The organism is Geobacillus sp. YF-1, from assembly GCF_052692335.1.
Genome location: NZ_CP199850.1, coordinates 1038152 through 1062133 on the forward strand (window position 1 = coordinate 1038152; position 23982 = coordinate 1062133).

General features: G+C 54.1%; 27 protein-coding genes. 21 read left to right on the forward strand and 6 right to left on the reverse strand.

Going from position 1 to position 23982, the window contains the following annotated elements:
- Positions 1–19 precede the first annotated feature (19 nt).
- Positions 20–1231 carry a putative lipid II flippase FtsW gene (gene ftsW, locus ACTVIM_RS05245; protein WP_445613893.1) on the forward strand — a complete coding sequence of 404 codons (1212 nt, stop codon included), beginning with the start codon at positions 20–22 and terminating at the stop codon, positions 1229–1231.
- 64 nt (positions 1232–1295) lie between these two features.
- A complete protein-coding gene (gene pyc, locus ACTVIM_RS05250; protein ID WP_445613894.1) occupies positions 1296–4739 on the forward strand; it encodes a pyruvate carboxylase in 3444 nt (1147 codons plus the stop codon).
- Positions 4740–4903: 164 nt separating this feature from the next.
- Here pyc and ACTVIM_RS05255 read toward each other — a convergent pair whose 3' ends face one another.
- Positions 4904–5857: a COX15/CtaA family protein gene (locus tag ACTVIM_RS05255; RefSeq protein WP_445613895.1), complete on the reverse strand. Its 954-nt coding sequence runs from the start codon at positions 5855–5857 to the stop codon at positions 4904–4906.
- A gap of 385 nt (positions 5858–6242) precedes the next feature.
- On the opposite strand from ACTVIM_RS05255, the gene cyoE reads away from it, so the two are divergent.
- The 8 genes from cyoE (at position 6243) to ACTVIM_RS05295 (ending at position 13030) form a co-directional block, all read left to right on the forward strand.
- On the forward strand, positions 6243–7172 hold the full coding sequence (cyoE, locus tag ACTVIM_RS05260) for a heme o synthase (RefSeq protein ID WP_445613896.1): 930 nt from the start codon (positions 6243–6245) through the stop codon (positions 7170–7172).
- 85 nt (positions 7173–7257) lie between these two features.
- Complete coding sequence (gene coxB, locus ACTVIM_RS05265) at positions 7258–8328, forward strand: cytochrome c oxidase subunit II (RefSeq protein WP_445613897.1); 1071 nt, start codon at positions 7258–7260, stop codon at positions 8326–8328.
- A 24-nt stretch (positions 8329–8352) separates the two neighbouring features.
- A complete protein-coding gene (gene ctaD / locus ACTVIM_RS05270; RefSeq protein ID WP_445613898.1) occupies positions 8353–10224 on the forward strand; it encodes a cytochrome c oxidase subunit I in 1872 nt (623 codons plus the stop codon).
- Positions 10224–10844, forward strand: a complete 621-nt coding sequence (gene ctaE / locus ACTVIM_RS05275; RefSeq protein ID WP_033022147.1) for a cytochrome c oxidase subunit III — start codon at positions 10224–10226, stop codon at positions 10842–10844. The genes ctaD and ctaE overlap by 1 nt, the downstream gene beginning before the upstream one ends.
- 4 nt (positions 10845–10848) lie before the next feature.
- Entirely contained in the window at positions 10849–11181 is a 333-nt protein-coding gene (gene ctaF / locus ACTVIM_RS05280) for a cytochrome c oxidase subunit IVB (RefSeq protein ID WP_025949708.1), read from the forward strand.
- 104 nt (positions 11182–11285) lie between these two features.
- Positions 11286–12185 (forward strand): cytochrome c oxidase assembly factor CtaG, encoded by a 900-nt coding sequence (gene ctaG, locus ACTVIM_RS05285; RefSeq protein ID WP_445613899.1) that lies wholly within the window; start codon positions 11286–11288, stop codon positions 12183–12185.
- Between the two features lie 22 nt (positions 12186–12207).
- Entirely contained in the window at positions 12208–12663 is a 456-nt protein-coding gene (locus ACTVIM_RS05290; RefSeq protein WP_033843458.1) for a DUF420 domain-containing protein, read from the forward strand.
- Between the two features lie 73 nt (positions 12664–12736).
- Positions 12737–13030, forward strand: coding sequence for an Asp23/Gls24 family envelope stress response protein (locus ACTVIM_RS05295; RefSeq protein WP_445613900.1), 294 nt, complete (start codon positions 12737–12739; stop codon positions 13028–13030).
- Positions 13031–13069: 39 nt separating this feature from the next.
- On the opposite strand, the gene ACTVIM_RS05300 is transcribed toward ACTVIM_RS05295, so the two are convergent.
- Both ACTVIM_RS05300 and ACTVIM_RS05305 read right to left on the reverse strand, forming a co-directional pair.
- The gene (locus ACTVIM_RS05300; RefSeq protein ID WP_033843460.1) at positions 13070–13429 is read right to left on the reverse strand and encodes a YugN family protein; all 360 of its coding nucleotides are present in this window, start codon (positions 13427–13429) and stop codon (positions 13070–13072) included.
- Positions 13430–13482: 53 nt separating this feature from the next.
- Positions 13483–13605, reverse strand: coding sequence for a hypothetical protein (locus tag ACTVIM_RS05305; RefSeq protein WP_268746099.1), 123 nt, complete (start codon positions 13603–13605; stop codon positions 13483–13485).
- A 284-nt stretch (positions 13606–13889) separates the two neighbouring features.
- On the opposite strand from ACTVIM_RS05305, the gene ACTVIM_RS05310 reads away from it, so the two are divergent.
- The 7 genes from ACTVIM_RS05310 (at position 13890) to ACTVIM_RS05340 (ending at position 17529) form a co-directional block, all read left to right on the forward strand.
- Positions 13890–14897: a CAP domain-containing protein gene (locus tag ACTVIM_RS05310; RefSeq protein WP_445613901.1), complete on the forward strand. Its 1008-nt coding sequence runs from the start codon at positions 13890–13892 to the stop codon at positions 14895–14897.
- Between the two features lie 80 nt (positions 14898–14977).
- Positions 14978–15361 carry a YlbD family protein gene (locus ACTVIM_RS05315; RefSeq protein WP_445614309.1) on the forward strand — a complete coding sequence of 128 codons (384 nt, stop codon included), beginning with the start codon at positions 14978–14980 and terminating at the stop codon, positions 15359–15361.
- Positions 15362–15373: 12 nt separating this feature from the next.
- Positions 15374–15607, forward strand: coding sequence for a YlbE-like family protein (locus tag ACTVIM_RS05320; RefSeq protein ID WP_144973563.1), 234 nt, complete (start codon positions 15374–15376; stop codon positions 15605–15607).
- 103 nt (positions 15608–15710) lie between these two features.
- Positions 15711–16070 carry a hypothetical protein gene (locus tag ACTVIM_RS05325; protein ID WP_445614310.1) on the forward strand — a complete coding sequence of 120 codons (360 nt, stop codon included), beginning with the start codon at positions 15711–15713 and terminating at the stop codon, positions 16068–16070.
- A gap of 320 nt (positions 16071–16390) precedes the next feature.
- On the forward strand, positions 16391–16837 hold the full coding sequence (locus ACTVIM_RS05330) for a YlbF family regulator (protein ID WP_033022313.1): 447 nt from the start codon (positions 16391–16393) through the stop codon (positions 16835–16837).
- Positions 16838–16855: 18 nt separating this feature from the next.
- Positions 16856–17125 (forward strand): YlbG family protein, encoded by a 270-nt coding sequence (locus tag ACTVIM_RS05335; protein ID WP_033022165.1) that lies wholly within the window; start codon positions 16856–16858, stop codon positions 17123–17125.
- Positions 17126–17172: 47 nt separating this feature from the next.
- Positions 17173–17529: a hypothetical protein gene (locus ACTVIM_RS05340; protein WP_445613902.1), complete on the forward strand. Its 357-nt coding sequence runs from the start codon at positions 17173–17175 to the stop codon at positions 17527–17529.
- On the opposite strand, the gene ACTVIM_RS05345 is transcribed toward ACTVIM_RS05340, so the two are convergent.
- Entirely contained in the window at positions 17523–17912 is a 390-nt protein-coding gene (locus ACTVIM_RS05345; protein WP_033022170.1) for a DUF7147 family protein, read from the reverse strand. The genes ACTVIM_RS05340 and ACTVIM_RS05345 overlap by 7 nt on opposite strands.
- A gap of 378 nt (positions 17913–18290) precedes the next feature.
- Between ACTVIM_RS05345 and rsmD the strand changes: the two genes are divergently transcribed.
- Entirely contained in the window at positions 18291–18887 is a 597-nt protein-coding gene (rsmD, locus tag ACTVIM_RS05350; RefSeq protein WP_445613903.1) for a 16S rRNA (guanine(966)-N(2))-methyltransferase RsmD, read from the forward strand.
- Positions 18853–19359 (forward strand): pantetheine-phosphate adenylyltransferase, encoded by a 507-nt coding sequence (coaD, locus tag ACTVIM_RS05355; protein ID WP_033843467.1) that lies wholly within the window; start codon positions 18853–18855, stop codon positions 19357–19359. Before rsmD ends, coaD begins: the two co-directional genes overlap by 35 nt.
- A 143-nt stretch (positions 19360–19502) precedes the next feature.
- Here the strand turns inward: coaD and ylbJ are convergent, their stop codons facing one another.
- A complete protein-coding gene (ylbJ, locus tag ACTVIM_RS05360) occupies positions 19503–20735 on the reverse strand; it encodes a sporulation integral membrane protein YlbJ (RefSeq protein ID WP_445613904.1) in 1233 nt (410 codons plus the stop codon).
- Between the two features lie 133 nt (positions 20736–20868).
- Between ylbJ and ACTVIM_RS05365 the strand changes: the two genes are divergently transcribed.
- On the forward strand, positions 20869–21657 hold the full coding sequence (locus tag ACTVIM_RS05365) for a patatin-like phospholipase family protein (RefSeq protein WP_445613905.1): 789 nt from the start codon (positions 20869–20871) through the stop codon (positions 21655–21657).
- Positions 21654–22673 carry a SepM family pheromone-processing serine protease gene (locus tag ACTVIM_RS05370; protein ID WP_033022183.1) on the forward strand — a complete coding sequence of 340 codons (1020 nt, stop codon included), beginning with the start codon at positions 21654–21656 and terminating at the stop codon, positions 22671–22673. The genes ACTVIM_RS05365 and ACTVIM_RS05370 overlap by 4 nt, the downstream gene beginning before the upstream one ends.
- Here the strand turns inward: ACTVIM_RS05370 and ACTVIM_RS05375 are convergent.
- Complete coding sequence (locus ACTVIM_RS05375) at positions 22646–23866, reverse strand: nucleotidyltransferase (RefSeq protein ID WP_445613906.1); 1221 nt, start codon at positions 23864–23866, stop codon at positions 22646–22648. The genes ACTVIM_RS05370 and ACTVIM_RS05375 overlap by 28 nt on opposite strands.
- Between the last annotated feature and the right edge of the window lie 116 nt (positions 23867–23982).

The window sequence follows — 23982 nt, forward strand, 5'->3', positions numbered from 1 at the left end:
TTTGCGAGGAAGAGGGAAAATGGAACAGCGATTATGGAAAAAAATCATCAAGTGCTATGACTATCCGCTCATTGCCGCCGTCGTGATGCTTTCGCTGTTCGGGCTGATCATGGTGTATAGCGCAAGCATGGTGACAGCGGTCACCATTTTTGGAGTGTCGAGCGATTACTTTTATGAGCGGCAAAAACTGTGGGTGATCGTCGGTTTGGCTGCTTTTGCGGTCATGATGATGATTCCGTACAAAGTGTGGCGGAACGACCGGCTGGTGAAATTGGTGTTTTTTGCTTCCCCGCTGCTGCTTGTCGCCGTTGCGATTTTTGGCCACACGTCAAACAATGCGACAAGCTGGTTTCGCATCGGCGGGATGTCTTTCCAGCCAGCTGAACTGGCAAAGCTTGGCTTGATTTTGTATTTGTCGGCCGCGTTTGCCAACAAGCGGAAACGGTTGGCTGAACCAGTGAAAAGCAACTTATTTCCCATTTACTATACGCTGTTGATCTGTTTTCTGATCGCCATACAGCCTGACTTCGGTACGGCGGCGATCGTGTTCGTCATCGCCTTGTGCGTTATCGTTTCCTCAGGATTGCGCCTCGGTCTGCTGCTGAAGCAAATGCTGTTTTTTTCTTTGCTCGCTTTCGCCGTTTCGCCGTTTTGGCTGCCGGCCGTCGGCAAAAAAATTTTTTCTCCTGAGCGGATGGCGCGGCTATATAGCTATTTAGATCCGTTTCAGTACGCGGAGACGGACGGCTATCAGCTCATCAGTTCATACGTGGCGATCGGGCTCGGCGGTCTGAAAGGGGTCGGGCTGGGCGAAGGGGTGCAAAAATACGGCTATTTGCCGGAAGCGCACACCGACTTCATCATGGCGGTGGTGGCCGAGGAGCTCGGGTTGATTGGCGTCACGTTTACGCTCGGATTATTGGCGTTTATCGTGCTGCGCGGACTTTGGATCGCCCGCCGTTCGAGCGATGCGTTCGGAAGTTTATTAGCCATTGGCATCTCGGTCATGATCGGCTTTCAAACGTTCATTAACATCGGCGGGGTCACCGGGCTCATCCCGATCACCGGCGTGCCGCTGCCGCTCGTCAGTTACGGTGGGACATCGCTCGTTCTCACGATGGCCTCGCTTGGCTTGCTTGTCAATATTTCAATGTTTGTCAACTATGAACAACGATACCGAAACAACGAACGGACGGTTCACAGCGAGCAGAAAAGAGGTCTGACTTTTTAGAAAGTGTATTTACAAATCGGCAAAACTTTTATACTTTTATTAAATAAAGGAGAGGAGGGGCAAAATGAGAACGAGACGAATTCGCAAAGTGCTGGTGGCCAACCGCGGTGAGATCGCCATTCGCGTGTTTCGCGCTTGCACGGAGCTCGATATTCGCACGGTGGCGATTTATTCGAAAGAAGACGCGGGATCGTATCATCGCTACAAAGCGGATGAAGCGTATTTGGTCGGCGAGGGGAAAAAGCCGATCGAAGCGTACTTGGACATCGAAGGCATCATCGAGATCGCCAAAGCTCACGATGTCGACGCCATCCACCCGGGATACGGGTTTTTGTCGGAAAACATTCAATTTGCCAAACGATGCCGCGAGGAAGGGCTCATTTTCATCGGTCCGAACGAAGAACATTTGGATATGTTCGGCGATAAAGTGAAGGCGCGCCATGCCGCCATGAAGGCGGGCATTCCCGTCATCCCGGGCAGCGACGGACCGGTCGGCAGCCTTGAGGATGTCGTTCGCTTTGCCGAGACGCACGGATACCCGATCATCATTAAAGCGGCGCTTGGCGGCGGCGGGCGCGGCATGCGCATCGTTCGCTCGAAGGCGGAGTTGAAGGAAGCGTTCGAGCGCGCCAAATCAGAGGCGAGAGCAGCGTTTGGCAGCGATGACGTCTACGTTGAAAAGCTGATCGAAAAGCCGAAGCACATTGAAGTGCAAATTTTGGGCGACCACGAAGGAAACATCGTCCATCTTTATGAACGCGACTGCTCGGTGCAGCGCCGCCATCAAAAAGTCGTTGAGGTCGCGCCGAGCGTCTCGTTGTCGGACGAGCTGCGCGAGCGCATTTGCGAGGCGGCGGTGCAGCTGATGAGAAGCGTCGGCTACGTCAACGCCGGCACGGTCGAGTTTCTCGTCTCCGGCGATGAATTTTATTTCATCGAAGTCAATCCGCGCATTCAAGTTGAGCATACGATCACCGAAATGATCACCGGGATTGACATCGTACAGTCACAACTTTTAATTGCCGACGGCTTTTCGCTCCACAGCCCGGAAGTCGGCATTCCAAAGCAGGAAGAGATCCGCGTCAACGGCTATGCCATTCAATCGCGGGTAACGACCGAAGATCCGCTCAACAACTTTATGCCGGATACGGGAAAAATTATGGCGTATCGTTCCGGCGGGGGCTTCGGCGTGCGCTTGGACGCCGGCAACGGCTTCCAAGGGGCGGTCATTACGCCGTATTACGATTCGCTGCTCGTCAAAGTGTCGACATGGGCGTTGACGTTTGAGCAGGCGGCAAGAAAAATGCTGCGCAACTTGCGCGAATTCCGCATTCGCGGCATTAAAACGAACATTCCGTTTTTGGAAAACGTCGTGCAGCATCCGAAGTTTTTGTCCGGGGAATACGATACGTCATTTATCGATACGACGCCGGAATTGTTTGTATTCCCGCGCCGAAAAGACCGCGGGACGAAAATGCTGACGTACATCGGCACGGTGACGGTCAACGGCTTCCCGGGCATCGGCAAAAAGAAAAAGCCGGTGTTTGACAAGCCGCGCGTGCCGAAGGTGAGCCAAACGGAGCCGATCCCAGCCGGGACGAAGCAAATTTTGGATGAGCGCGGACCTGAAGGGCTTGTTCGCTGGATTCAAGAGCAGCCGCGCGTATTGCTCACCGATACGACGTTCCGCGATGCGCATCAGTCGCTGCTCGCGACGCGCGTCCGCACGATCGACTTGTTGCGGATCGCCGAGCCGACGGCGCGTTTGCTGCCCCACTTATTCTCGCTTGAAATGTGGGGCGGGGCGACGTTTGACGTGGCGTATCGCTTTTTGAAAGAAGATCCGTGGGATCGGCTGCTCAAGCTGCGCGAGCGCATCCCGAACGTGCTGTTCCAAATGCTGCTCCGCTCGGCCAACGCCGTCGGGTATAAAAACTATCCGGACAACGTCATCCGCGAGTTTGTGGAAAAATCGGCGCAGGCCGGCATCGATGTGTTCCGCATTTTCGACAGCTTAAACTGGGTGAAAGGCATGACGGTGGCGATCGATGCCGTCCGGCAAAGCGGCAAAATCGCCGAGGCGACGATTTGCTATACGGGCGATATTTTGGACCCGAACCGGCCGAAGTACAATTTGGAGTATTACAAAGCGCTGGCGAAAGAGCTCGAGCAAGCCGGCGCGCACATGTTAGGCATTAAAGATATGGCCGGGCTCTTGAAGCCGCAGGCGGCGTACGTGCTCATTTCCGCGCTCAAGGAAACGGTCGACATTCCGATCCATTTGCATACGCATGACACGAGCGGCAACGGCATTTATACGTACGCGAAAGCGATCGAAGCCGGCGTCGATATCGTCGATGTCGCCGTCAGCTCGATGGCCGGCTTGACGTCACAGCCGAGCGCCAATACGCTCTACTATGCGCTTGAAGGAACGGAGCGGGCGCCGGAGGTCGATAGTTACGGTTTGGAGCAGTTGGCCCGCTATTGGGAAGACGTGCGCAAGTTTTACCAAGAGTTTGAAAGCGGCATGAACGCCCCACATACGGAAGTATACATGCATGAGATGCCAGGCGGCCAGTACAGCAACTTGCAGCAGCAGGCAAAAGCGGTCGGCCTCGGCGATCGCTGGGATGAAGTGAAAGAAATGTACCGCCGCGTCAACGACTTGTTCGGCGATATCGTCAAAGTGACGCCGTCATCGAAAGTCGTCGGCGACATGGCGCTTTACATGGTGCAAAACAACTTGACGGAGCAAGACATTTTTGAACGCGGCGAAACGCTCAATTTCCCGGACTCGGTCGTCGAGTTTTTCGAAGGCTATTTAGGCCAGCCGCACGGCGGATTCCCGAAAGAGCTGCAGCGCATTATTTTGAAAGGGCGGGAGCCGATCACCGTTCGTCCGGGCGAGCTGCTCGAGCCGGTGGATTTCGAGCAAATCAAGCGGGAGCTGTACGACAAACTCGGCCGCGAAGTGACCGACTTTGACGCCATCGCCTACGCGCTGTATCCGAAAGTGTTTTTGGAATATGCCGAAACGGTGGAAAAATACGGCGACATTTCGGTGCTCGATACGCCAACGTTCCTGTATGGCATGCGCCTTGGCGAAGAGATCGAAGTGGAGATCGAGCGCGGCAAAACGCTCATCGTCAAGCTCGTGTCGATCGGCCAGCCGCAGGCGGACGGGACGCGCGTCGTTTACTTTGAGCTGAACGGCCAGCCGCGCGAAGTCATCATCCGCGATGAAAGCATCAAGGCGGCCGTCGCTGAGCGCATCAAGGCCGATCGGACGAATCCGAACCACATCGCCGCCACCATGCCGGGCACGGTCGTGAAGGTGCTCGTGGAAAAAGGTGAAAAAGTGGATAAAGGCGACCATTTAATGGTCACGGAAGCGATGAAGATGGAAACGACGGTGCAGGCGCCGTTTGCCGGCGTTGTCAAAGACATTTACGTCAAAAGCGGCGACGCCATTCAAGCGGGGGATTTGCTGATCGAGCTGTCCAAATGAAACTGTTCATCGCGCGCAAAAAGAGGGTGTCCCAAACGGATCGGGACACCCTCTTTCGTTGCTCTCTATACGTGCTGACTGCTTCTGCCGCACGATCGGTTGTGCCGATCTTGAAGGCAGATACCTTTTCGGCCAGCCCCTTTTGGTTTGCGGACGGACGAACGTCATTTCAACGTCGCCGGCGCCGCCTCCCGCGCTGAATGGTCGGCGGCTTTTGCCGGCTTGCGGCGAGTGCGGAGCGCCAAAAGCAATAAATAGCTGAGCACGCCGAACAGGCAGGAAATGAAAAAGGCATGCGCCAAGGCAACGTATAAATTCAGCTGCGTAAACACGACAAGCGCGCCAGTCGTCATTTGCGCAAGCACGAGACAGAGGGCGATCAGCCACCCGTAGTAGATGACCGGCTGCCCGCGATAATGGCGCACAGCATGGATCGCGGCCGCGGCGATCCAAATGACGATGACGGCGGCGGCCAACCGATGGCCCATCTGCACCCATTCATGAAATTGAACCGGGAGGATGCGCGTTTTCGCGCACAGCGGCCAGCTCGGACAGGCGAGGCTGGCGTTCGTATGACGCACCAGCGCCCCGGTGTAGACGACGATGTACGAGTAAATGATGATGCCGTAAATATGAAACCGCATTTGGCCGTCAAGGGAAAGCGAAGCGGCAGAAAACATGTTGTCGATTTCAAAAATCAGCAATGTCAGCAACAGCACAGCGGCAAACGAAATGAGCGAAATGCCAAAATGCAAGGCGAGGACGAAATCGGACTGCCCCCACACGACCGCGGCGGCGCCGATCAGCCCTTGTAAAACGAGAAAGACGAACGATAGGACGGCCAAAAACTTCGTCTCCCGCACATGGCCAATGGCTCTCCACGCCCAGATGGAAAGGATGAGCACCATGATGCCGGCCAGTCCGGAGACGAGCCGATGGCTCAGCTCAATGATGAGTTCAGGCGTCACGCGGTCCGGCACCCATTGGCCGTTGCACAGCGGCCACGACCGGCCGCAGCCCATGCCGGATCCTGTTTTGGTCACAAGCGCGCCGCCGATCAAGACAAACAGCATCGCCAACGTCGTTGCCGAGGCAAACCATTTTAGTGAACGTTGCAAAATCTTCACCTTCTTGTATTGAGAAATTGGGATTTTGTCCATATTAGTAAAGTAATGGATTTTACCGCAGCCAACCGTGCTGCGAAGCCAAATCTATTTTACACGATGGCGCCCGGAAACACAAAATGACGTTTGTGTATTGAATAAGTCGAATAAGTTTGCTAGAAATATTAATGGGACAAGCGAAAGCGCCACTTGCTGCCTGCTGATTCAAAAATTTGACACAAATTATTCAAAAAAAGTTCACATGATGAAAACAAAATGTGATTTAATATAAAGAGAAGCAGCATGTGCTAATCGCTTGCTTTGGCTGTTAGGCATCGCCGGCCAAGCAGGATAACGGCGCCGTAGGGACGAGGCGGCGCGGCGAGGAGGAACCAGGAACATGGCTGATTTGAAAGCGGTACATCAAACAGTGAACGATGTCGGGCATCGTTCAGAGGCAAGTGTGAAGGCCGTTTGGAGAGAGTTGTCGTCGGTTGTCAAAATCGGGATCGTCAATTCCAATTTGATTACAACGTTCGCCGGGATGTGGCTGGCGTTTTATTTTACGGGAGAGCATTTTTTGGAAAACTTGCATCTTGTCTTTTTTGCGCTGTTTGGGGCGGCGCTTGTCATCGCCGGTTCATGCGCCATCAACAACTATATTGATCGCGATATCGACCGCTATATGGAGCGGACGAAAACGAGGCCGACCGTCACCGGGACGATGGACGCACGGCGCGTGCTTTGGGCGGGGATCGCGCTCGTTTTCATCGGCGAAATGAGTTTGCTGATGACAACGGTTACGGCGGCGGTCGTGGGATTGATCGGTATGGTGACGTACGTCTTCTTATACACGCTTTGGACGAAGCGCCATTACACGGTCAACACGATCGTCGGCAGCATTTCCGGCGCCGTTCCCCCAGTGATTGGCTGGACGGCGGTCGATCCGAATTTTCATGTCGTTCCGCTCGTCTTATTTTTCATCATGTTTTTATGGCAGCCGCCGCACTTTTTGGCCTTGGCGATGAAACGGTGCGAGGAATACCGCGCTGCCGGCATTCCGATGCTGCCGGTCGTCCACGGCTTTGCCATCACGAAGCGGCAAATTGTCGTTTGGGTAGCGTGTTTGCTGCCGCTTCCGTTCTATTTGTTTTCGCTAGGCGTCCCGTTTTTAACCGTGGCGACGCTGTTAAACATCGGTTGGCTGCTGCTTGGGCTTGCCGGCTTTAAGATGAAAGACGATCTGAAATGGGCGAAGTGGATGTTCGTCTATTCGCTCAACTATTTGACGATTTTGTTTGTGGCCATGGTGATCGCCACGCTTTGGTGAACAGGGTCAAATTCTTTCTCTTATGAAAGAATTGATATACATTTCTCCACATCAAAGATCAATGAAAGAGGGGTTTGGTGAAGCTATGAAGAAGGGGCTGCGTAACTGGCGCTTATTTTCCCTGTTCGGGATGATGGCGCTGTTGCTCGCCGGCTGTGGCAAGCCGTTTTTATCGACGCTTCAGCCTGCCGGTGAAGTGGCGGACATGCAGTATTCGCTCATGCTGTTGAGCACGTCGATCATGGTGCTCGTCATTATCGTTGTAGCGATTATCTTCGTTTATGTCGTCATCCGTTTCCGGCGTCGCAAAGGGGAAGAAAATAAAATTCCGAAGCAAGTGGAAGGAAGCCATAAGTTAGAAATTATTTGGACTGTCATTCCGATTATCCTCTTGCTCATTTTGGCGGTGCCGACGGTATCGGCGACGTTTAAGCTCGCGGACGTGAAGCCGATGAATGACAAAAACCGTGACAAAAACACGGTTGTTGTCAACGTGCGCGCCAATTTGTATTGGTGGGAATTTGAATACCCGGATTACGGCATTATTACGAGCCAAGACTTAGTCGTGCCGACGAACGAAAAAGTGTATTTCAACTTGATTGCGTCGGATGTCAAGCACTCGTTCTGGATTCCGGCAGTCGGCGGCAAAATGGACACAAACACCGACAACAAAAACCAATTTTGGCTCGTTTTTGACCAAAAAGCGACAGACAAAGCGGGCGGCGTCTTTTACGGCAAATGCGCGGAGCTTTGCGGTCCGTCCCATGCGCTGATGGATTTCAAAGTGCGTCCGCTGCCGCGCGATCAGTTTGACGCTTGGGTGAAGAAAATGCAAAACGCGAAAAAGCCGGTTGTGACTGATCCGGTCGCCAAACAAGGGGAAGCGATTTTCAATAAAAGCTGTATCGGCTGCCATGCGGTGACGCCTTTGGATAAACGTCCTGCACAAGCTCGCACAGCGCCCAACTTGGCGAACTTTGGCGATCGCGAACGGATTGCCGGCATTTTGGAACACAACGAAGAAAACTTGAAAAAATGGCTGCGAAATCCTGAACGCGTCAAGCCAGGAAACAAAATGTCAGGTACATACGGCCACTTGACGGAAGAGCAAATCGACGCATTGGCGAAATACTTGATGAGCTTAAAAGTGGAATAAAGGGGTTAAAAGGGAGGTTTCACTGTGAGCACGATCACTCGTAAAAAGGGTGTTGGCGCCGTTTTATGGGATTACCTGACGACGGTGGACCATAAGAAAATCGCCCATTTGTACTTAATAGCCGGGGGCTTCTTCTTCCTGCTCGGCGGGCTTGAGGCGTTGTTCATCCGCATTCAGCTCGCGAAGCCGAACAACGATTTTCTTGTCGGCGGGCTGTATAACGAAGTGCTGACGATGCACGGAACGACGATGATTTTCTTGGCTGCCATGCCGCTTATTTTCGCGTTTATGAACGCGGTCGTGCCGCTGCAAATCGGCGCGCGCGACGTGGCGTTCCCGTATTTGAACGCGCTTGGCTTTTGGATGTTCTTTTTCGGCGGGTTGTTCCTAAACTGTTCGTGGTTTTTAGGCGGAGCGCCTGATGCCGGCTGGACGTCGTACGCGTCGCTGTCGCTTGCTTCGAAGGCGCACCACGGCATTGATTTTTATACGCTCGGGTTGCAAATTTCCGGTTTCGGAACGATCATGGGGGGCGTGAACTTTTTGGTGACGATCATCAATATGCGCGCCCCAGGCATGACGTTTATGCGCATGCCGATGTTCACATGGGCGACGTTTGTGACGTCGGCGCTCATCTTGTTTGCGTTTCCACCGTTGACGGTCGGCTTGATCTTCATGATGATGGACCGGTTGTTTGGCGGCAACTTTTTCAATCCGGCCGCCGGCGGCAACACGATCATTTGGGAGCATTTGTTCTGGGTGTTCGGCCATCCGGAAGTATATATTCTTGTTTTGCCGGCGTTCGGCATTTTCTCTGAGATTTTCGCGACGTTCTCGCGCAAGCGGCTGTTCGGCTATTCATCGATGGTGTTCGCGACCGTGTTGATCGCTTTCTTAGGATTTATGGTGTGGGCGCACCACATGTTCACCGTCGGGATGGGGCCGATCGCGAACGCCATCTTTGCCGTCGCAACGATGACGATCGCCGTGCCGACAGGGGTGAAAATTTTCAACTGGCTGTTTACGATGTGGGGCGGAAGCATCAAGTTTACAACGCCGATGCATTACGCGGTCGCTTTCATTCCGTCGTTTGTCATGGGCGGGGTCACCGGCGTGATGCTGGCAGCGGCGGCAGCGGACTATCAGTATCATGACAGCTATTTCGTCGTTGCCCACTTCCATTACGTCATCGTTGGCGGGGTTGTGTTCGCTTTGCTTGCCGGCACGCATTATTGGTGGCCGAAAATGTTTGGCCGCATGCTCAATGAAACGCTCGGTAAAATCTCGTTCTGGTTGTTCTTTATCGGGTTCCATCTGACGTTTTTCATCCAGCATTTCCTCGGGCTGACGGGGATGCCGCGCCGCGTGTTCACGTACTTGCCGAACCAAGGCTGGGAGACAGGCAACCTTGTCAGCACGATCGGGGCGTTCTTTATGGCGGCCGCTACGGTCATTTTGCTCATTAACATCGTGATCACGACGGCCAAAGGGGAAAAAGTGGCGGGCGACGCGTGGGGCGACGGCCGCACGCTCGAATGGGCGATCGCTTCGCCGCCGCCGGTGTACAACTTCGCGCAAACCCCGCTTGTCCGCGGGTTGGATGCCTTCTGGATCGAAAAAATGGAAGGCAAAAAAGAGCTGACGCCAGCTGAACCGCTTGGCGACATCCATATGCCGAATTCGTCGTTTTTGCCGTTTGTCACGGCGTTCGGTTTGTTTGTCGCCGCCTTTGGCTTCACGTATCATAACGATGCCAAATGGGGATTGCCGGTCGGCATTCTCGGCTTGCTCATTACGTTCGGTTCGATGTTCTTGCGCTCGGTGATCGATGATCACGGCTTCCACATTCATAAAGAGGAAGTGCTCGAACTTGAGAAGAAGGGGGCGAACGCCTGATGCACGTGGAAGAAAAACTGACGGCCGAGACGTTCCCGGCCGCGCCGGAGCGGGCCACGCTTGAAGGGAAAAATAAATTTCTCGGCTTTTGGCTCTTTTTAGGCGGGGAGACGGTGCTGTTCGCCTCTCTCTTCGCCACCTATTTGGCGCTCAAAGACAAAACGAACGGCGGCCCTTCGGCGGAAGAGCTGTTTCAAATGCCGGTCGTCTTTATGGCGACGATGCTTCTGTTAACGAGCAGCTTGACGAGCGTGTATGCCATCTATCATATGAAAAATTTTGACTTTAAAAAAATGCAGCTTTGGTTTGGCATTACCGTGCTGCTTGGCGCCGGGTTTTTGGGCTTAGAGATTTATGAGTTTACGGAATACGTACATGAAGGCCATAAATTTACGACGAGCGCCTTCGCGTCCTCTTTTTACACGCTCGTCGGCACGCACGGAAGCCACGTCGCGTTCGGGTTGCTTTGGATTTTGACGCTCATGATTCGCAATGCCAAGCGTGGGCTTGATTTATACAACGCCCCGAAGTTTTACGTCGCGAGCTTGTACTGGCACTTTATCGACGTCGTCTGGGTGTTCATTTTTACCGTTGTATACTTGATGGGAATGGTGGGGTGAACGTATGGCGAACCAAACGAACTCTGGAAATGAACGCGTCGATCTCGCGTACCGTCGCCGGAAAAACGCGGAAGAGATGCGTCATCAAATGATCGCCTTTGTGTTGATGATTTTGTTGACGCTGATCGCTTTCGCTGCCGTTGGGTACGAAGAGTTTTCCCATTGGTTTGTCGTTCCGTTTATTTTGCTTTTGGCCGCCGTGCAAGTCGCTTTCCAGCTGTATTATTTCATGCATATGAGCCATAAAGGCCACGAGTTTCCGACCATGTTTATTTACGGCGGTGTGGCGGTGATGCTTTTACTTGTTTGGGCGTTTACAACTGTGATTTGGTGGTAAAAAGCAAAGGGGGATCGGGGATTGCCGATTTCCCCTTTTTTTGCAATAACACTGTCACCGCTCCGTGTAGTATAATGGGGAAGGACAGTGAGGAGGGGATTTGTATGTTTTCATCGCTGCAAATGTTTGGCCCCGTTGCTCTTTGGAGCCCGTTCTTTTTCCTTAGCTTGGCGGTGGTCGCGCTGTTGTATGCCGGAATGACCGGACGGTGGCGGAAGCGGTTGGGCTTTGACGTTCCTGTCCCTCGTAAGCAAAAAGTGTATTTTTTTACAGGGATCGCTCTCCTTTACGTATGCAAAGGCTCTCCGCTCGATTTGCTCGGTCATTTGACGTTCACCGCCCACATGGTGCAAATGGCCGTGTTGTATTTGATCGTGCCGCAATGCTTCATCTTAGGCATTCCGGGGCCGCTGTATGAGCGAGTTTTCCGCGTTGCGGCCGTGCGCCGCGTATTTGGGCTGTTGACAAAACCGATTGTGGCGCTGCTGCTGTTTAACGGCTTGTTTTCGCTTTATCACGTTCCGTTCATTTTTGACGCAGTGAAAACGAATATGTGGTTGCACGCGTTGGTGACCTCCGTGATTTTCATTGCCGCGTTTTGCATGTGGTGGCCGCTCGTCAACAAGCTGCCCGATTGGCAGACGTTATCCGGATTAAAAAAAATGGGCTACATTTTCGCTGACGGCATGCTGCTGACGCCGGCTTGTGCGCTCATTATTTTTGCCGATGCGCCGCTTTATGCGACGTATACCGATCCGAAAGCATGGATGGCGGCACTGGCTCTATGCGTTCCTCAAGGGACGTTGGCTTCGCTTGATTTGACTGGACCGCAAATGTTTTTATCGATGTCGCCGCTTCATGATCAGCAGCTTGGCGGTGTGCTGATGAAAATCATTCAAGAGATTGTGTACGGAACGATGCTGTTTTTCATCTTCAGTGACTGGTATCGGAAGGAGCGGGAGAAAGAGCCGAACTTGGATATGGAGCTTAAACCGACCCAATGATCAGAGGAAAGGGAGAGAAACGATGGCTGTTTTACCGACGATCAGTACAAGCTGCATTGTGATCAGCGCCCTTCTTGTTGCTTACGGCTGGTATTTAATCAGCCGCCGGCGGGTCGAGGCGCATAAAAAAGTGATGCTGACCGCGGCGGTGTTCGCCCTCCTGTTTTTCACGATCTACATGTCGCGGACGTTGTTTATTGGCAATACGAGTTTTGGCGGACCGGAAACGGTGAAAGTGTATTACACGGTATTTCTTGTTTTTCACATCGTTTTAGCGACCGTAGGGGCGGTGTTTGGCCTTGTGACCATTTGGACAGGGCTGAAGGATCAACGGGGTCGCCACCGTCGCTTAGGGCCGGTTACGAGCGTCATTTGGTTCGGCAGCGCCTCGACTGGGGTCGTCGTTTATTGGCTTCTTTACGTGCTTTACCCGGGCGGACAGACGACGTCGCTCCTCAAGGCGATTTTAGGTTTTTAGCCGGCCGAATGACGCCGGCCGGCCGCGCTGCATAGCATAACATAAACAGAGAATGCAGAGCGGGGGGAGAGCGGTGAATACGTTCCGATACCGGAGGCGGAGCGCCGTGGAGGCGACGCTGCTGACGATTGTGATGATGTGTGTGCAGGAGCAACGCGATGTCGTTCTTGACGACTGTGAAGCGCTTGTCATAGCAGGACAAGATGGACGGTGCCGCGTGCTTGTGAAGCTGTCTTTGCACTACGGAGCGCCGGTGATGGCCGTTTGCCGCCAGTTGCAGCGACAAATTGCCGAGGAAATCGCGGCGATGACCCCGTATGTAGCGGAGGCGGTTGATGTGGTGGTCAAACGGCTCGCCATGCCGTGAAAAAACGCATGAGCGCAAACGTCTCATGCGTTTTTTTTCTTACTCTTTGATCTTTTCGATTTCGCTTTTGACTTGGGCCAATACGTTTTGGCACTGGTTGACAAGGGAAGACGGAAAATGTTCATCTTCGCCATACTCGACGCCGTGCGGATAATAATGTTTGCCTAAAATCGGTGTGAGCAATTTGATGAGCGCATAACGCGAATCAACGTCGCCTTCGATGGCGTACCCTTGGACGCGCAAATAGTACGTCCCTTCTTTCACAACGTATTTGCGGTCGTATGTAACCCGCTCGTAGTCCCATTGCCCCGCGCGCACAAAGCCGAGGCGCTCCATAATGTCATCAAGGCGGGACAGTTCAACCGTCTGATTTTCCAGTCCGCTATTTTCAAATTTCATGCTTCTTCCTCCTAACAACGCAGTATGGAAAGCGCCAAAAAGAAATGATCCCCTCATTTATAATAGTACGAAAACGGTTTGTTTTTCAATGAATTGTTTGCCGCTGTTGCCGTTTCGTCTTGCATTTTTTCCCGCGCCGAAGCGCACAATATAGAACGGAAAAGTTCCATGGGCAATGGTTTGCCCTCCACTGGGGATGAACATCCGGCTCAGTTCGGAATTTTCATGGGGAGCGATGTAACATCGACCCGGGGATGAAAGCGACCGCTTGCTGATGGGATTTTCGCAGAGAAGTTCCATGGGCAGCGGACCCTGCCCTCGACCCGTGGATAAAAATTACGCGCTAGTGCGGCGTTTTTACGGAAAAAAAGGGGGCGTTTTGGGCCGCCCTCTTTTTTTTGCTTTCGCAAAACCGCTATAATGACAGTAAGAAGACTGTGCAGAAAGCGGGAGTTGCTGGGTGAAATGGATGTTCCTTTTTTTGCTCTTGTTCATCGGATTGTACTTTTTCACGCCGAGTCCGCCGCCCCCAAGCCCCCCGGGGCAGCCGGAAATCAATGGGCATATGTTGAAAGAACCGAAGGCGACAGCCGGCTTAGTGACATTGATCGGCCAGCCAGTACAGGCGGTGAACCAACAGCTTGGTCGGCCTGATCGCGTCGATCCATCCGCCTATGGATATGAATGGTGGGTGTACAGGCGTCATCTCGACTCCTATGTACAGGTCGGTGTTGCTCGCGGAAAAGTCGTCACCATCTTGGCCGGTGGGGAACGAGTGAACGTTGAGCCGTTTGCGGTCGGCCAGCGTCTGCAGACGATTTTTCAAACGATGCCGGTTCTATCCAATATTAAAATTCAGCTCCCGAGCGGAACGTATCGATTCGAACTGTCGGAGCAAGATTATTCGACAAGGCCGGTGGTGAAAGTCGGTGCCGTCTATGCCCAGCTGTACGTAGACCGCTTCACTGGCCAAGTGGCGGCTGTCCGTTTAATGGACGCGGAAACGTTTGTCAAGTTGCGGCCGTACGAGCTCGTTTATCGCGGGCATCTACCTGATGTTCCTACCCTTTCGGAAGAACAGCAGCGGATGGTTGATGCCGGCAATGCGAAGCAAATTTTTGACTGGACGAATCTCTTTCGCCGCCGCCATCAGCTGTCTGTTCTCGCTTGGGATGACGACGCGGCGACGGCCGCAGCGAAGCACAGCCGCGATATGCATGATCATCAGTTTTTTTCCCATAAATCGCCGCGGTACGGTGATTTATCGGAGCGGTTGCAGGCGCTTCACATTCCGTTTCGGGTGGCTGGAGAAAATATCGCCGCTCACCAAGTGGACGGCGTTGAGGCGGCCATCGGTTGGTTGAATAGCGAAAAACATCGGGAAATAATGATGAATCGGGAGTTTACGCATCTCGGCGTCGGCGTTTACGGCGATTATTACACGCAAAATTTCTTTACGCCGCGTTGAAAATTGGGCGCACCCTCGCCTGCTAGGCACGATATGATATGGCAGATAGGCAAGAGTGGAGGAAAGGGATGAGAGCGACCATGGCCAAGCCTTTGCACCCATCCGTTGAACAGTTTAAGCAGTTTGTAAAAAAACATCCGAAACTCATCCAAGAGGTGCGCAGCGGCAAAAAAACGTGGAAGCAAGTGTATGAGGACTGGTACTTGTTCGGCGAGGACGATGAGATATGGGAGCCTTACCGGGAAAGGGACGGCAAACGGAACGAAGGGGAAAAAGGGGCGAGCAAGTGGCTCGACAAGCTGGCTGCCATGCTTGGACAGATGGACGCCGCTGAAGTGCAGAAACATTTAGCGAACGTCCAGCAGGCGATTGGGGCCATTCAAAGCATTCTTTCCGAATTCCAAGGGGCCAGCCAGCAGCGCCCAAACAAAGATGAACATCCGTTTTCCTTTCGGAAGGATTGAAGGATGGTGGCGATGAGAAAAGACGTATGGCAATATGTGCAAGGACAGCCGATGTTGCGAGCATTTTTGCGTGAACAGCCGCGCTGGTACCGGATTCTTGCCCGCCGTCCGCATGAGCTGTCCGCGTTCCAGCTGGCGGCGTTGCGTCATTATGAATTGACGATCCCGGACAAGGTCGAAAAATTTTCCCAGTCGCTGCAAATGGCTTCGCTGATGTGGCAAGTGTTTAAAGCTATGCGCGACTAATGGCTTCTTCCGACTCACAGCCAACATGATGAGAAACAGGTTGGATGCCATACGCGACTAATTGGGCCGTCGGCGGCAAAGACTATGAGTCAGAAAGGGAGTGATATCTTTGCCGAAACGGCTCAAATCGTTGGCTGGAGCCATGCTGTTCGTTGTCTTCGCCTTCTGGGCGCTGGCGCCTGCTCATGCCGAACGGGCGGATGCGCCGCTGCACGTCAACCATGAGGTGAAAGGAAGCGACGTGTTCATCGAATGTTTCGCTCCCCGCTTTCCGTTTCGCCAAGGGAGCGGCGGCGGGCATGTCGATGTGTATGTCAATGGGCAAAAAGTAACCCAAGTGTATACAGCCGCCTTTGTTGTACGCGGCTTGCCGAGCGGAACCCATCATATTCGTCTGGAGTTTGTCTATAACGATGGGAGAACGGCCGGCGTGGGGCACGAATTTGACGTTTCGATTCCGTAAGGATTGAAGAAACCGGCTGTTACGGTCGAGCGCAGGCTGAGCCGCTTCTGCCATGCGCGCATGATCACCTAGAAGGCCGGCGAAAAACCGTTGTCGCACACCAATCGGTGGCATGTTCATTCAAAAAAGAAAGCTGGTTCTGCAAAGTTTCTCTCATTGGGAAATGGATGGAACCAGCAGCATTTTGCACGAAATCACCAGCCTCCTAGTGAAAAGGGCATTCCACAGCGCGGGACGCCCTTTTTCGTTTTCCCTCCTTCTCTTTCCTTTTCCTTTTCGTTTTATTCATGGTATGATGAACGTATGGAGGTGCCATGTTGGTGAGAATTGCGACTCTCGAGCGCATCGAGATTCTAGATAAAGCAGAAGGGTTAGCGAAAATGATTGTCGAGTCCGAACTGGCCGAGGAATACCGCCGCGCATTTTGGCGGCTGAAGCAGGACCGCCGCGCCCAGGAGCTGATTTCCCGATTTGTTCAGCTCAAAGAGCAGTATGAGGACGTGCAGCGCTTCGGCAAATACCACCCTGATTATCGCCCAATCATGAAAGCAGTGCGCGAAGCGAAACGGGAGCTGGATTTGCACGAAACCGTCGCCGCTTTTAAACAGGCGGAGAAGGCGCTGCAACAGCTGCTTGATGAAATCAGCGTGCTGATCGGCAAAGCGGTATCGGAGCATGTGAAAGTGCCGACCGGAAATCCGTACTTTTTGTCGGCAGGTTGTTCCGGCGGCTGCCGAAGCGGTGGAGGCTGCGGCTGCCGCACATAGAAAAAAGGGGAAGGGACTATGTTTCCACAACGGCAAGGCATTATTGTTTGGCTTCATTCGCTGAAACACGGAAAACAGCTGCGCAAGTTTGGTAACATTCATTACATCTCCAAGCGGCTGAAGTATGCCGTCTTATACTGCGACATGGAGCAAGCGGACTATGTCATGAAAAAGCTCGCCGCGCTTCCGTTTGTCAAACGGGTAGAGCCATCGTACCGCCCGTTTTTAAAGCTAGAATTCGAATCAAAAGGAGAGAAAGAGAAAGATTCCCCCTATCCGCTTGGCTGAACGAAAAGAGGGCACGTAACGCGCCCGGGTGGGGAAATCGCGGCGGAATGAGGACGAAAACGGTCGAAATGTTCGCTGACTTGCAAAATGAGGACGACAGCGGGAAAAGCCGCCGGTTTTCAATCACTTCGATTACAGGCGGTCGAATGCCAGTACGTATCGAAAAGAGGGAGTTCCGGCTTTTTTGGGGGGAACTCCCTCCTCTTTTTTGCCATGGCCGATCGCGCTGCGGCGGGGGCGGAAAGCTTGTTTCCCCTCAAGCGCTGACGGTGGAAAGAAACCGGCTGTTTGCCAGCACCATTTCTCCAATCAAAAAATTGGTCGCACCGGTGCCGCTCACCGCACGTGCACTGATCGAGCAAGCGGAACCGCTCGTTTTCGCTCTCGTTCGTTCCCGTTATTGAAGCGGGGGAATAAAGCGGTTTAGGCGCATGATGCCGATCAAATGTTGATAATACAAATCGCGTTCGGCAAACCATGTCGATGGCTTGACGTCGAGATGAATCACGTTCATACCGAGCGCTTGGGCCGTTTCGGCAAACAGCTCATACCGTTTGTTTGGCTTGACAGCCGGGTCGGGAATGCCTTCGCGGCAAATGTAAAGCGGCTGGAAGTCGCCAGGGTCGGTCGGATGCAGGACAACGGCCAAGGAAACGACGGCCCGTCCTTGTTTCACCGTATGGAAAGCGAAAAAGCCGGAGACGCGATGACGGTTCGCGCGCGCCAGCTCGATCAGTTCATATATATCGGAATACCCTTCACCAAGTTCAATGAATCGTTGGATCATTGCTTGTTCCCCCTTGCAACCATCGTCCATTCTTAACTTTACCGGCTCTTGGCCGCGATTGCAATAAAAAAAACCTTGCGGAACCGTTCCGCAAGGTCCTTTCCAGTTTCTTGCCTCCGCGCAGGGCGGAACAAGAAACGGAAAGAATAAAGAAAAGGGAGAGGAGAAACCGGAGGAAGAACTTATGGGGAAACGTAAGTCTTCTCCGTCACTGGCAACGATGATGTTGCCATTACTCATTATGGCCCGTTCGCTCGTTTCTATACATTCGCGGGCGAAAAAATTCTTCAGTTTGACGTTTCTCAACTTTATGGTAAGATTACAACGAATCGATTTTGCGTGCGATGAGATGGAAACGACCAAGAATGGGTGAAGGCGATGAGAGTCATTTCCGGAACGTGCAAAGGAAGGAAACTGCAAGCGGTTCCAGGAATGTCGACACGGCCGACGACAGATAAAGTGAAAGAGGCCATCTTTAACATCATCGGCCCGTATTTTTCCGGCGGCATCGGTCTCGATTTGTTCGCTGGCAGCGGCGGTTTGGGCATCGAGGCGCTCAGCCGCGGGCTCGATCGCGTCATTTTCGTTGATCACGATCGGAAAGCGGTGCAGACGGTGCGAAAAAACATCGCGGCCTGCGGGCTTGAGAAGCAGGCGGAAATTTACTGCAACGATGCCGAGCGAGCGCTGAAGGCGGTGGCGAAACGCGGCCTCCGGTTTTCCGTCATTTTTCTCGACCCGCCGTATAAAGAGAACCAGTGGCCAGCGCTTCTGTCCGCGCTTGCCGGTTGCCGGTTGTTGGAGCCTGGCGGCGTCGTCGTTGCTGAGCATTCGGCAAAAGCGCGCTTGCCGGAAACAGCCGACGGCTTGGTGCAATGGAAGCGGGAAACATACGGCATCACCGGTGTGACGATTTACAGGTGGAAAGGAGACGAAACCGATGGCGAGCATTGCCGTTTGTCCAGGGAGTTTTGATCCGGTGACTTACGGACATTTGGATATTATTAAACGCGGGGCGAGAGTGTTTGACCAAGTGTACGTCGCGGTGCTGAACAACTCGGCGAAAAAGCCGCTGTTTACCGTTGAGGAGCGGATCGAACTGTTGCGCGCGGTGACGCAGTCGCTCCCAAACGTCCATGTCGAATCGTTTCATGGCTTGCTGATTGATTACGCCCGCAGCAAAAAAGCGAATGCCATCTTGCGCGGTTTGCGCGCGGTATCTGATTTTGAGTACGAAATGCAGATCACGTCCATGAACCGCGTTCTTGACGAAAACATTGAAACGTTTTTTATGATGACTAACAGCCAGTACGCGTTTTTAAGTTCCAGCATCGTCAAGGAAGTGGCCAAATACAACGGCGATATTTCCGAACTGGTGCCGCCGGTTGTCGAGCAGGCGCTCAAAAAGAAATTTGCTTCGCTGGCTGCCGACGGGCCACAGCGATGACGGCCAGCGATCACGTCCCAAATCAACACAGCCTGTTTTCTTGCCGATGGACCACAGCGATGACGGACAGCCCCGCCCCTCGCCCGGCCGGGCCGGCAGCGGGCGAGGGAGGCGGTCAAGAGCAGCGCGGGCGTCTCGCGGATTTAGGAACGGCGGGGCCGTTCGCTGGCCGCTTTGGCCGTCAGCCATATATACAGGCAAAGGAACAGCATGGTGATCAGCGGCCCGTATGGCATCAGCCCTAAGTGTTCCTCTGGGCGGGCGTAGGTCAACATATGGAAAAACGCTGGAATGTGGCCCGACTCGCCAGTCGCCGTCTCGACATACAGCGGCTGCCAAAGCGCATATGTAAAGATAGCAGCAAAGAATCCGTGCAGCAGGCGGGCGACCAAAAACGGCTGAAAGCGAATGTTCGCTTCGGCTAAAATGCTCGCGACCTGCGCTTGAACGGAAAATCCGCCGAACGCGAGAATGAAGCTGACCGCCACCGCTTTTTCCAACAATGTCGCCCCGTCGGTTTCGCTGATCATCTGGCTGCCGAGCGTAATTTCAAACAGGCCGGAAAACACCGGGATATCGAGCTTTTCCGGCAGCTGGGCGAGGTGAAGCAGACGGCGGACGAGCGGAGCGAGCTGCTCGGTGAAATGCATAACGTTCAACAGTTGATTGACAACGGAAAAGAGAATAATAAAACCGCCGATCATCAACAGCGTTTGCACAGACGAGCGCACCGCATCACCAAGCAGTTTGCCAAGCGGCTGTTCGTTTTTCACCCGCGTGCGGTGCAGCGTCCGCAAGGCATACGGCAGCGAGAACGGCCGGCGTCTGCTTTTTGGCTGCCCCCGCTCCTTTCGGATGCCGTGAAAACGCATGATCAGCCCGACGGTGATGTTTCCTAAGTAATGCGAGGCGGCCAGCACGAAGCCAAGCTGCGGGTTGTGGAAAAATCCGGCTGACACTGCGCCGAAAATGAACAGCGGATTCGATGAGTTGGTAAACGAAGAGAGCCGCTCCGCCTCAATGGTGGACAGCTGCTTTTCTTGGTATAACCGCGCCGTCAGCTTGGCCCCCGATGGGTAACCGGACGCCATGCCCATCGCCCAAGCGAATCCGCCGACTCCCGGGACGCGGAACAGCGGGCGCATGAGCGGCTCCAGCAAGACGCCGAGAAAGTTGACGACGCCAAAGCTGATGAGCAGCTCTGAGACGATAAAAAACGGCAAAAGCGATGGAAACACGACTTCCCACCACATCGTGAGGCCGCGGATGGACGCCTCAAGCGACTGTTTCGGGTAGCTAATGAGCGCAAACGCGAACAAGGTGGCAGCGGAAGCGAGCAGCGCCGTTTTCCCTTTTGTTCCCCAGTTTCGTTTCAATGGTCTCCCCCCTTTTTTGCCGTGCAGCTTGGCGCGGTACAACCTCATATACCCTAATATACGAGCATAGGGGGACGTTTTAGACCATAAGATGGGAGCGGAGAACGCTGCGGCAGCAAAGGGGGGAGGAGGTATGCCGCCGAAAATAGGCGTAGCGCTTGGGTCAGGGGGAGCGCGCGGGTTTGCGCACCTTGGGGTTTTGAACGTGTTGGAAGATGAACAAATTCCGATTTCCTATCTGGCCGGCAGCAGCATCGGGGCGCTTGTCGCTGTGTTGTACGCGAGCGGCCACGGCCTTCATCGCCTTTATCGGCTCGCCCAATCGTTTCGGCGCAACGATTTTCTTGATTGGACAGTGCCGAAAATGGGGTTGATCGCCGGGGAACGAATTACGCAGTTCATTCGGTTGCTGACGAAAGGGAAGCGGCTTGAGGAGCTCTCGCCGCCTGTGGCGGTGGTCGCCACCGACTTGCGGACGGGGGAAAAGGTCGTGTTTCGGGAAGGAGAAGCGGCGCGTGCGGTGCGGGCGAGCATTTCGATCCCCGGCATTTTTGTGCCGGCGGAAATGAACGGTCGGCTGCTGGTCGATGGCGGCGTTGTCGACCGCGTGCCGGTGTCGGTCGTCCGTGCGATGGGCGCCGACCTTGTGATCGCCGTTGATGTCGCTCCGCTGAACACGAACGCCGAAATCACGTCGATCGCGGATGTGATTTGGCAAAGTTTAGATATTTTACAAGCGGAACTCGTCGTCCATCGCCAGCTTGCCTCGGACGTGATGATTCGTCCGCGTGTTGAATCGTACAGTTCCCAAGCGTTTACGGACATCAAAGAAATCATCGCCCGCGGAGAAGAGGAAGCGCGCAAGCAAATCGCTGCGATCCGCCGAGCGATGGAACAGTGGAAGGAGCCATCGTCACGATGAAAAGACGAACGTATATCGTTGCTTTTGTTCTTGGCGTCGTCCTTACTTTTCTCCTCATTTTTATCAAATTGCCGTACTATGTGACGATGCCGGGAAGCGCGCAAAGTTTACGGCCGCTCGTGCACGTTGAGCACGGTGACCGCGATGCCGGCACGTTGATGTTGACGACGGTGCGGATGGGGCGGGCGAATGTGGCATCGTATTTGCTCGCCCATATCCGCCCGTTTTATGAGCTGTATCCGGCGGAGGAAATCAAGCAGGAAGGGGAGAGCGACAAAGACTATACGCTGCGCCAGCTTGAGCTCATGGAACAGGCGAAAGAAGCGGCGATCATCGTCGCCTATCGGCAGGCTGGGAAACCGGTGTCGTATCAACCGCGCGGCGCTTATGTCATGAGCGTTCTTTCCGATATGCCGGCCGCCGGGCGCTTGAAAACCGGCGACCTCATCGTTGCTTTGGACGGAAAACCGCTCGCCACATCGGAGCAAATGGTCAGCTATCTCCGCGGAAAGAAGGCGGGCGACCGCGTTCGTGTCGCGTTCATCCGCGGCGGGAAGCGGCGGGAAGCCGAGATTGCTTTGCGGCCGTTTCCAGATCATCCCGATCAAGCCGGCCTTGGGGTGATGCCGGTGACCGAGTATGACATCCGTACCGATCCGCCCGTTCAGATCGATTCCGAACAAATCGGCGGCCCGTCGGCCGGGCTCATGTTTTCGTTGGAAATTTACAATCAGCTCGTTTCCGAAGACATCACGAAAGGTCATAAAATCGCCGGCACCGGAACGATCGATCTGAACGGAAACGTCGGCCCGATCGGCGGCGTTTCGCAAAAAGTGGTGGCCGCTGACCGCGAAGGGGCTGAAGTGTTTTTCGCGCCCAACGAACATGGGGCACCGGCATCCAATTACCGCGAGGCGCTGCGGACGGCGAAGCAAATCGGGACGAAAATGAAAATCGTCCCGGTCGATACGTTTGATGATGCGATCCGTTATTTGCGCTCCATGCCGGAAAAATAAATGGGCGCTGTGGCGTATTCTTCCCGAAAAGCACGGCTCGCAAGCGGCTCGGGAAAAGCGGCGGCGTACGCGGCCGCCGCTCGTTTTTCCTGCTCGTAAAGCGGATCGCCGTTGAGCTTCGCGGCTTTGGCAACGAGCGGCAGCGCCAGCTGTTTTTTCACCTGCTGCAAGTAGCGGCGACCGATTTCGCTCATGCCTAGCAGCCGAATGTACGTCGGGTCGGCCGCTTCGCTTTGCGCTTCTTTGGTGAAGTGGGTCAGCACATGGGTGCACAGACGCTGCAACCTTGTCCACGTGTAGCGCTTCGTTTTCACCGCAGCGATGAAAGCGGCAAACGTTTCTGCCGCGGCGATGTGCTGTTTCAGCCGATGTTCAATTCCTTCTTCGACTCCGGCGATGCGGCGCAAGTCGGCTTCTGTGGCCGTCAGCAGCCGGTATTTTAACAGCGGAAAGTACATTTCCCAATCATGCAAGCGGCCGTACGTCTCTTGATATTGGCGAAGCTGGTCGAGCGCGGCGGCCGGTACGTACGCAGCGACCGCTTCGAGCTGCCCGGTTTGCCGCAAAATTTTTCGCACGCTAGTGGCGCTGGCGATCGATGGGTGGGAAACCGATTCATCATGGTAGCCGGCCGCGCGCCTTGGGATCGTGTGAGGCGTCATCGGCAATGCGTGTTGCCGGATGGCTTTCACGTAGGCAAAGCCAAGCACGTTGTTCGGCTTCGATAAATCGAGCGGAGCGGCGCCAAGCGCTTGCCACGCCGCGGCCGCGGCTCTCGGAAAGCTTTGTCCGCGCGCCAGCTCAGCGCGGACGAGGGAATCGAATGGCTCCTGCTGCTCGCTCCATGTGTCGGCCGCCGATAAAAACGCGGCAATGTCCCCGGATTCGCTGCCGAAGCAAAGTTCCCGGCAGCCGATGGCGGCGAGCAGTCGAACGGCGCCTGAGGCGAACCGTTCCGCCGCTTGGACAGCGAAGGCGTACGGCAGCTCAATGACGATATCGATGCCGGAAGCGAGCGCCATTTTCGTCCGCGCCCATTTGGAGATGATGGCCGGTTCGCCTCGCTGCAGGAAATTTCCGCTCATGACCGCAATCAAGCAATCCGCGTTCGTTTTTCGTCTCGTTTCTTGCAAATGGTGAAGATGACCGTTATGAAAAGGGTTGTATTCCACAATCACGCCAACGGCTTTCACGGTTTTCGCTCCTTTTCGTCAAGGCGATAGTTTCTTTCGCGAACATGAAACAAATGCGAGCCATCTGTATTCATTTGTCCCCTTTTTTCTGTCGCGAACATAAAACAAATGCAAGG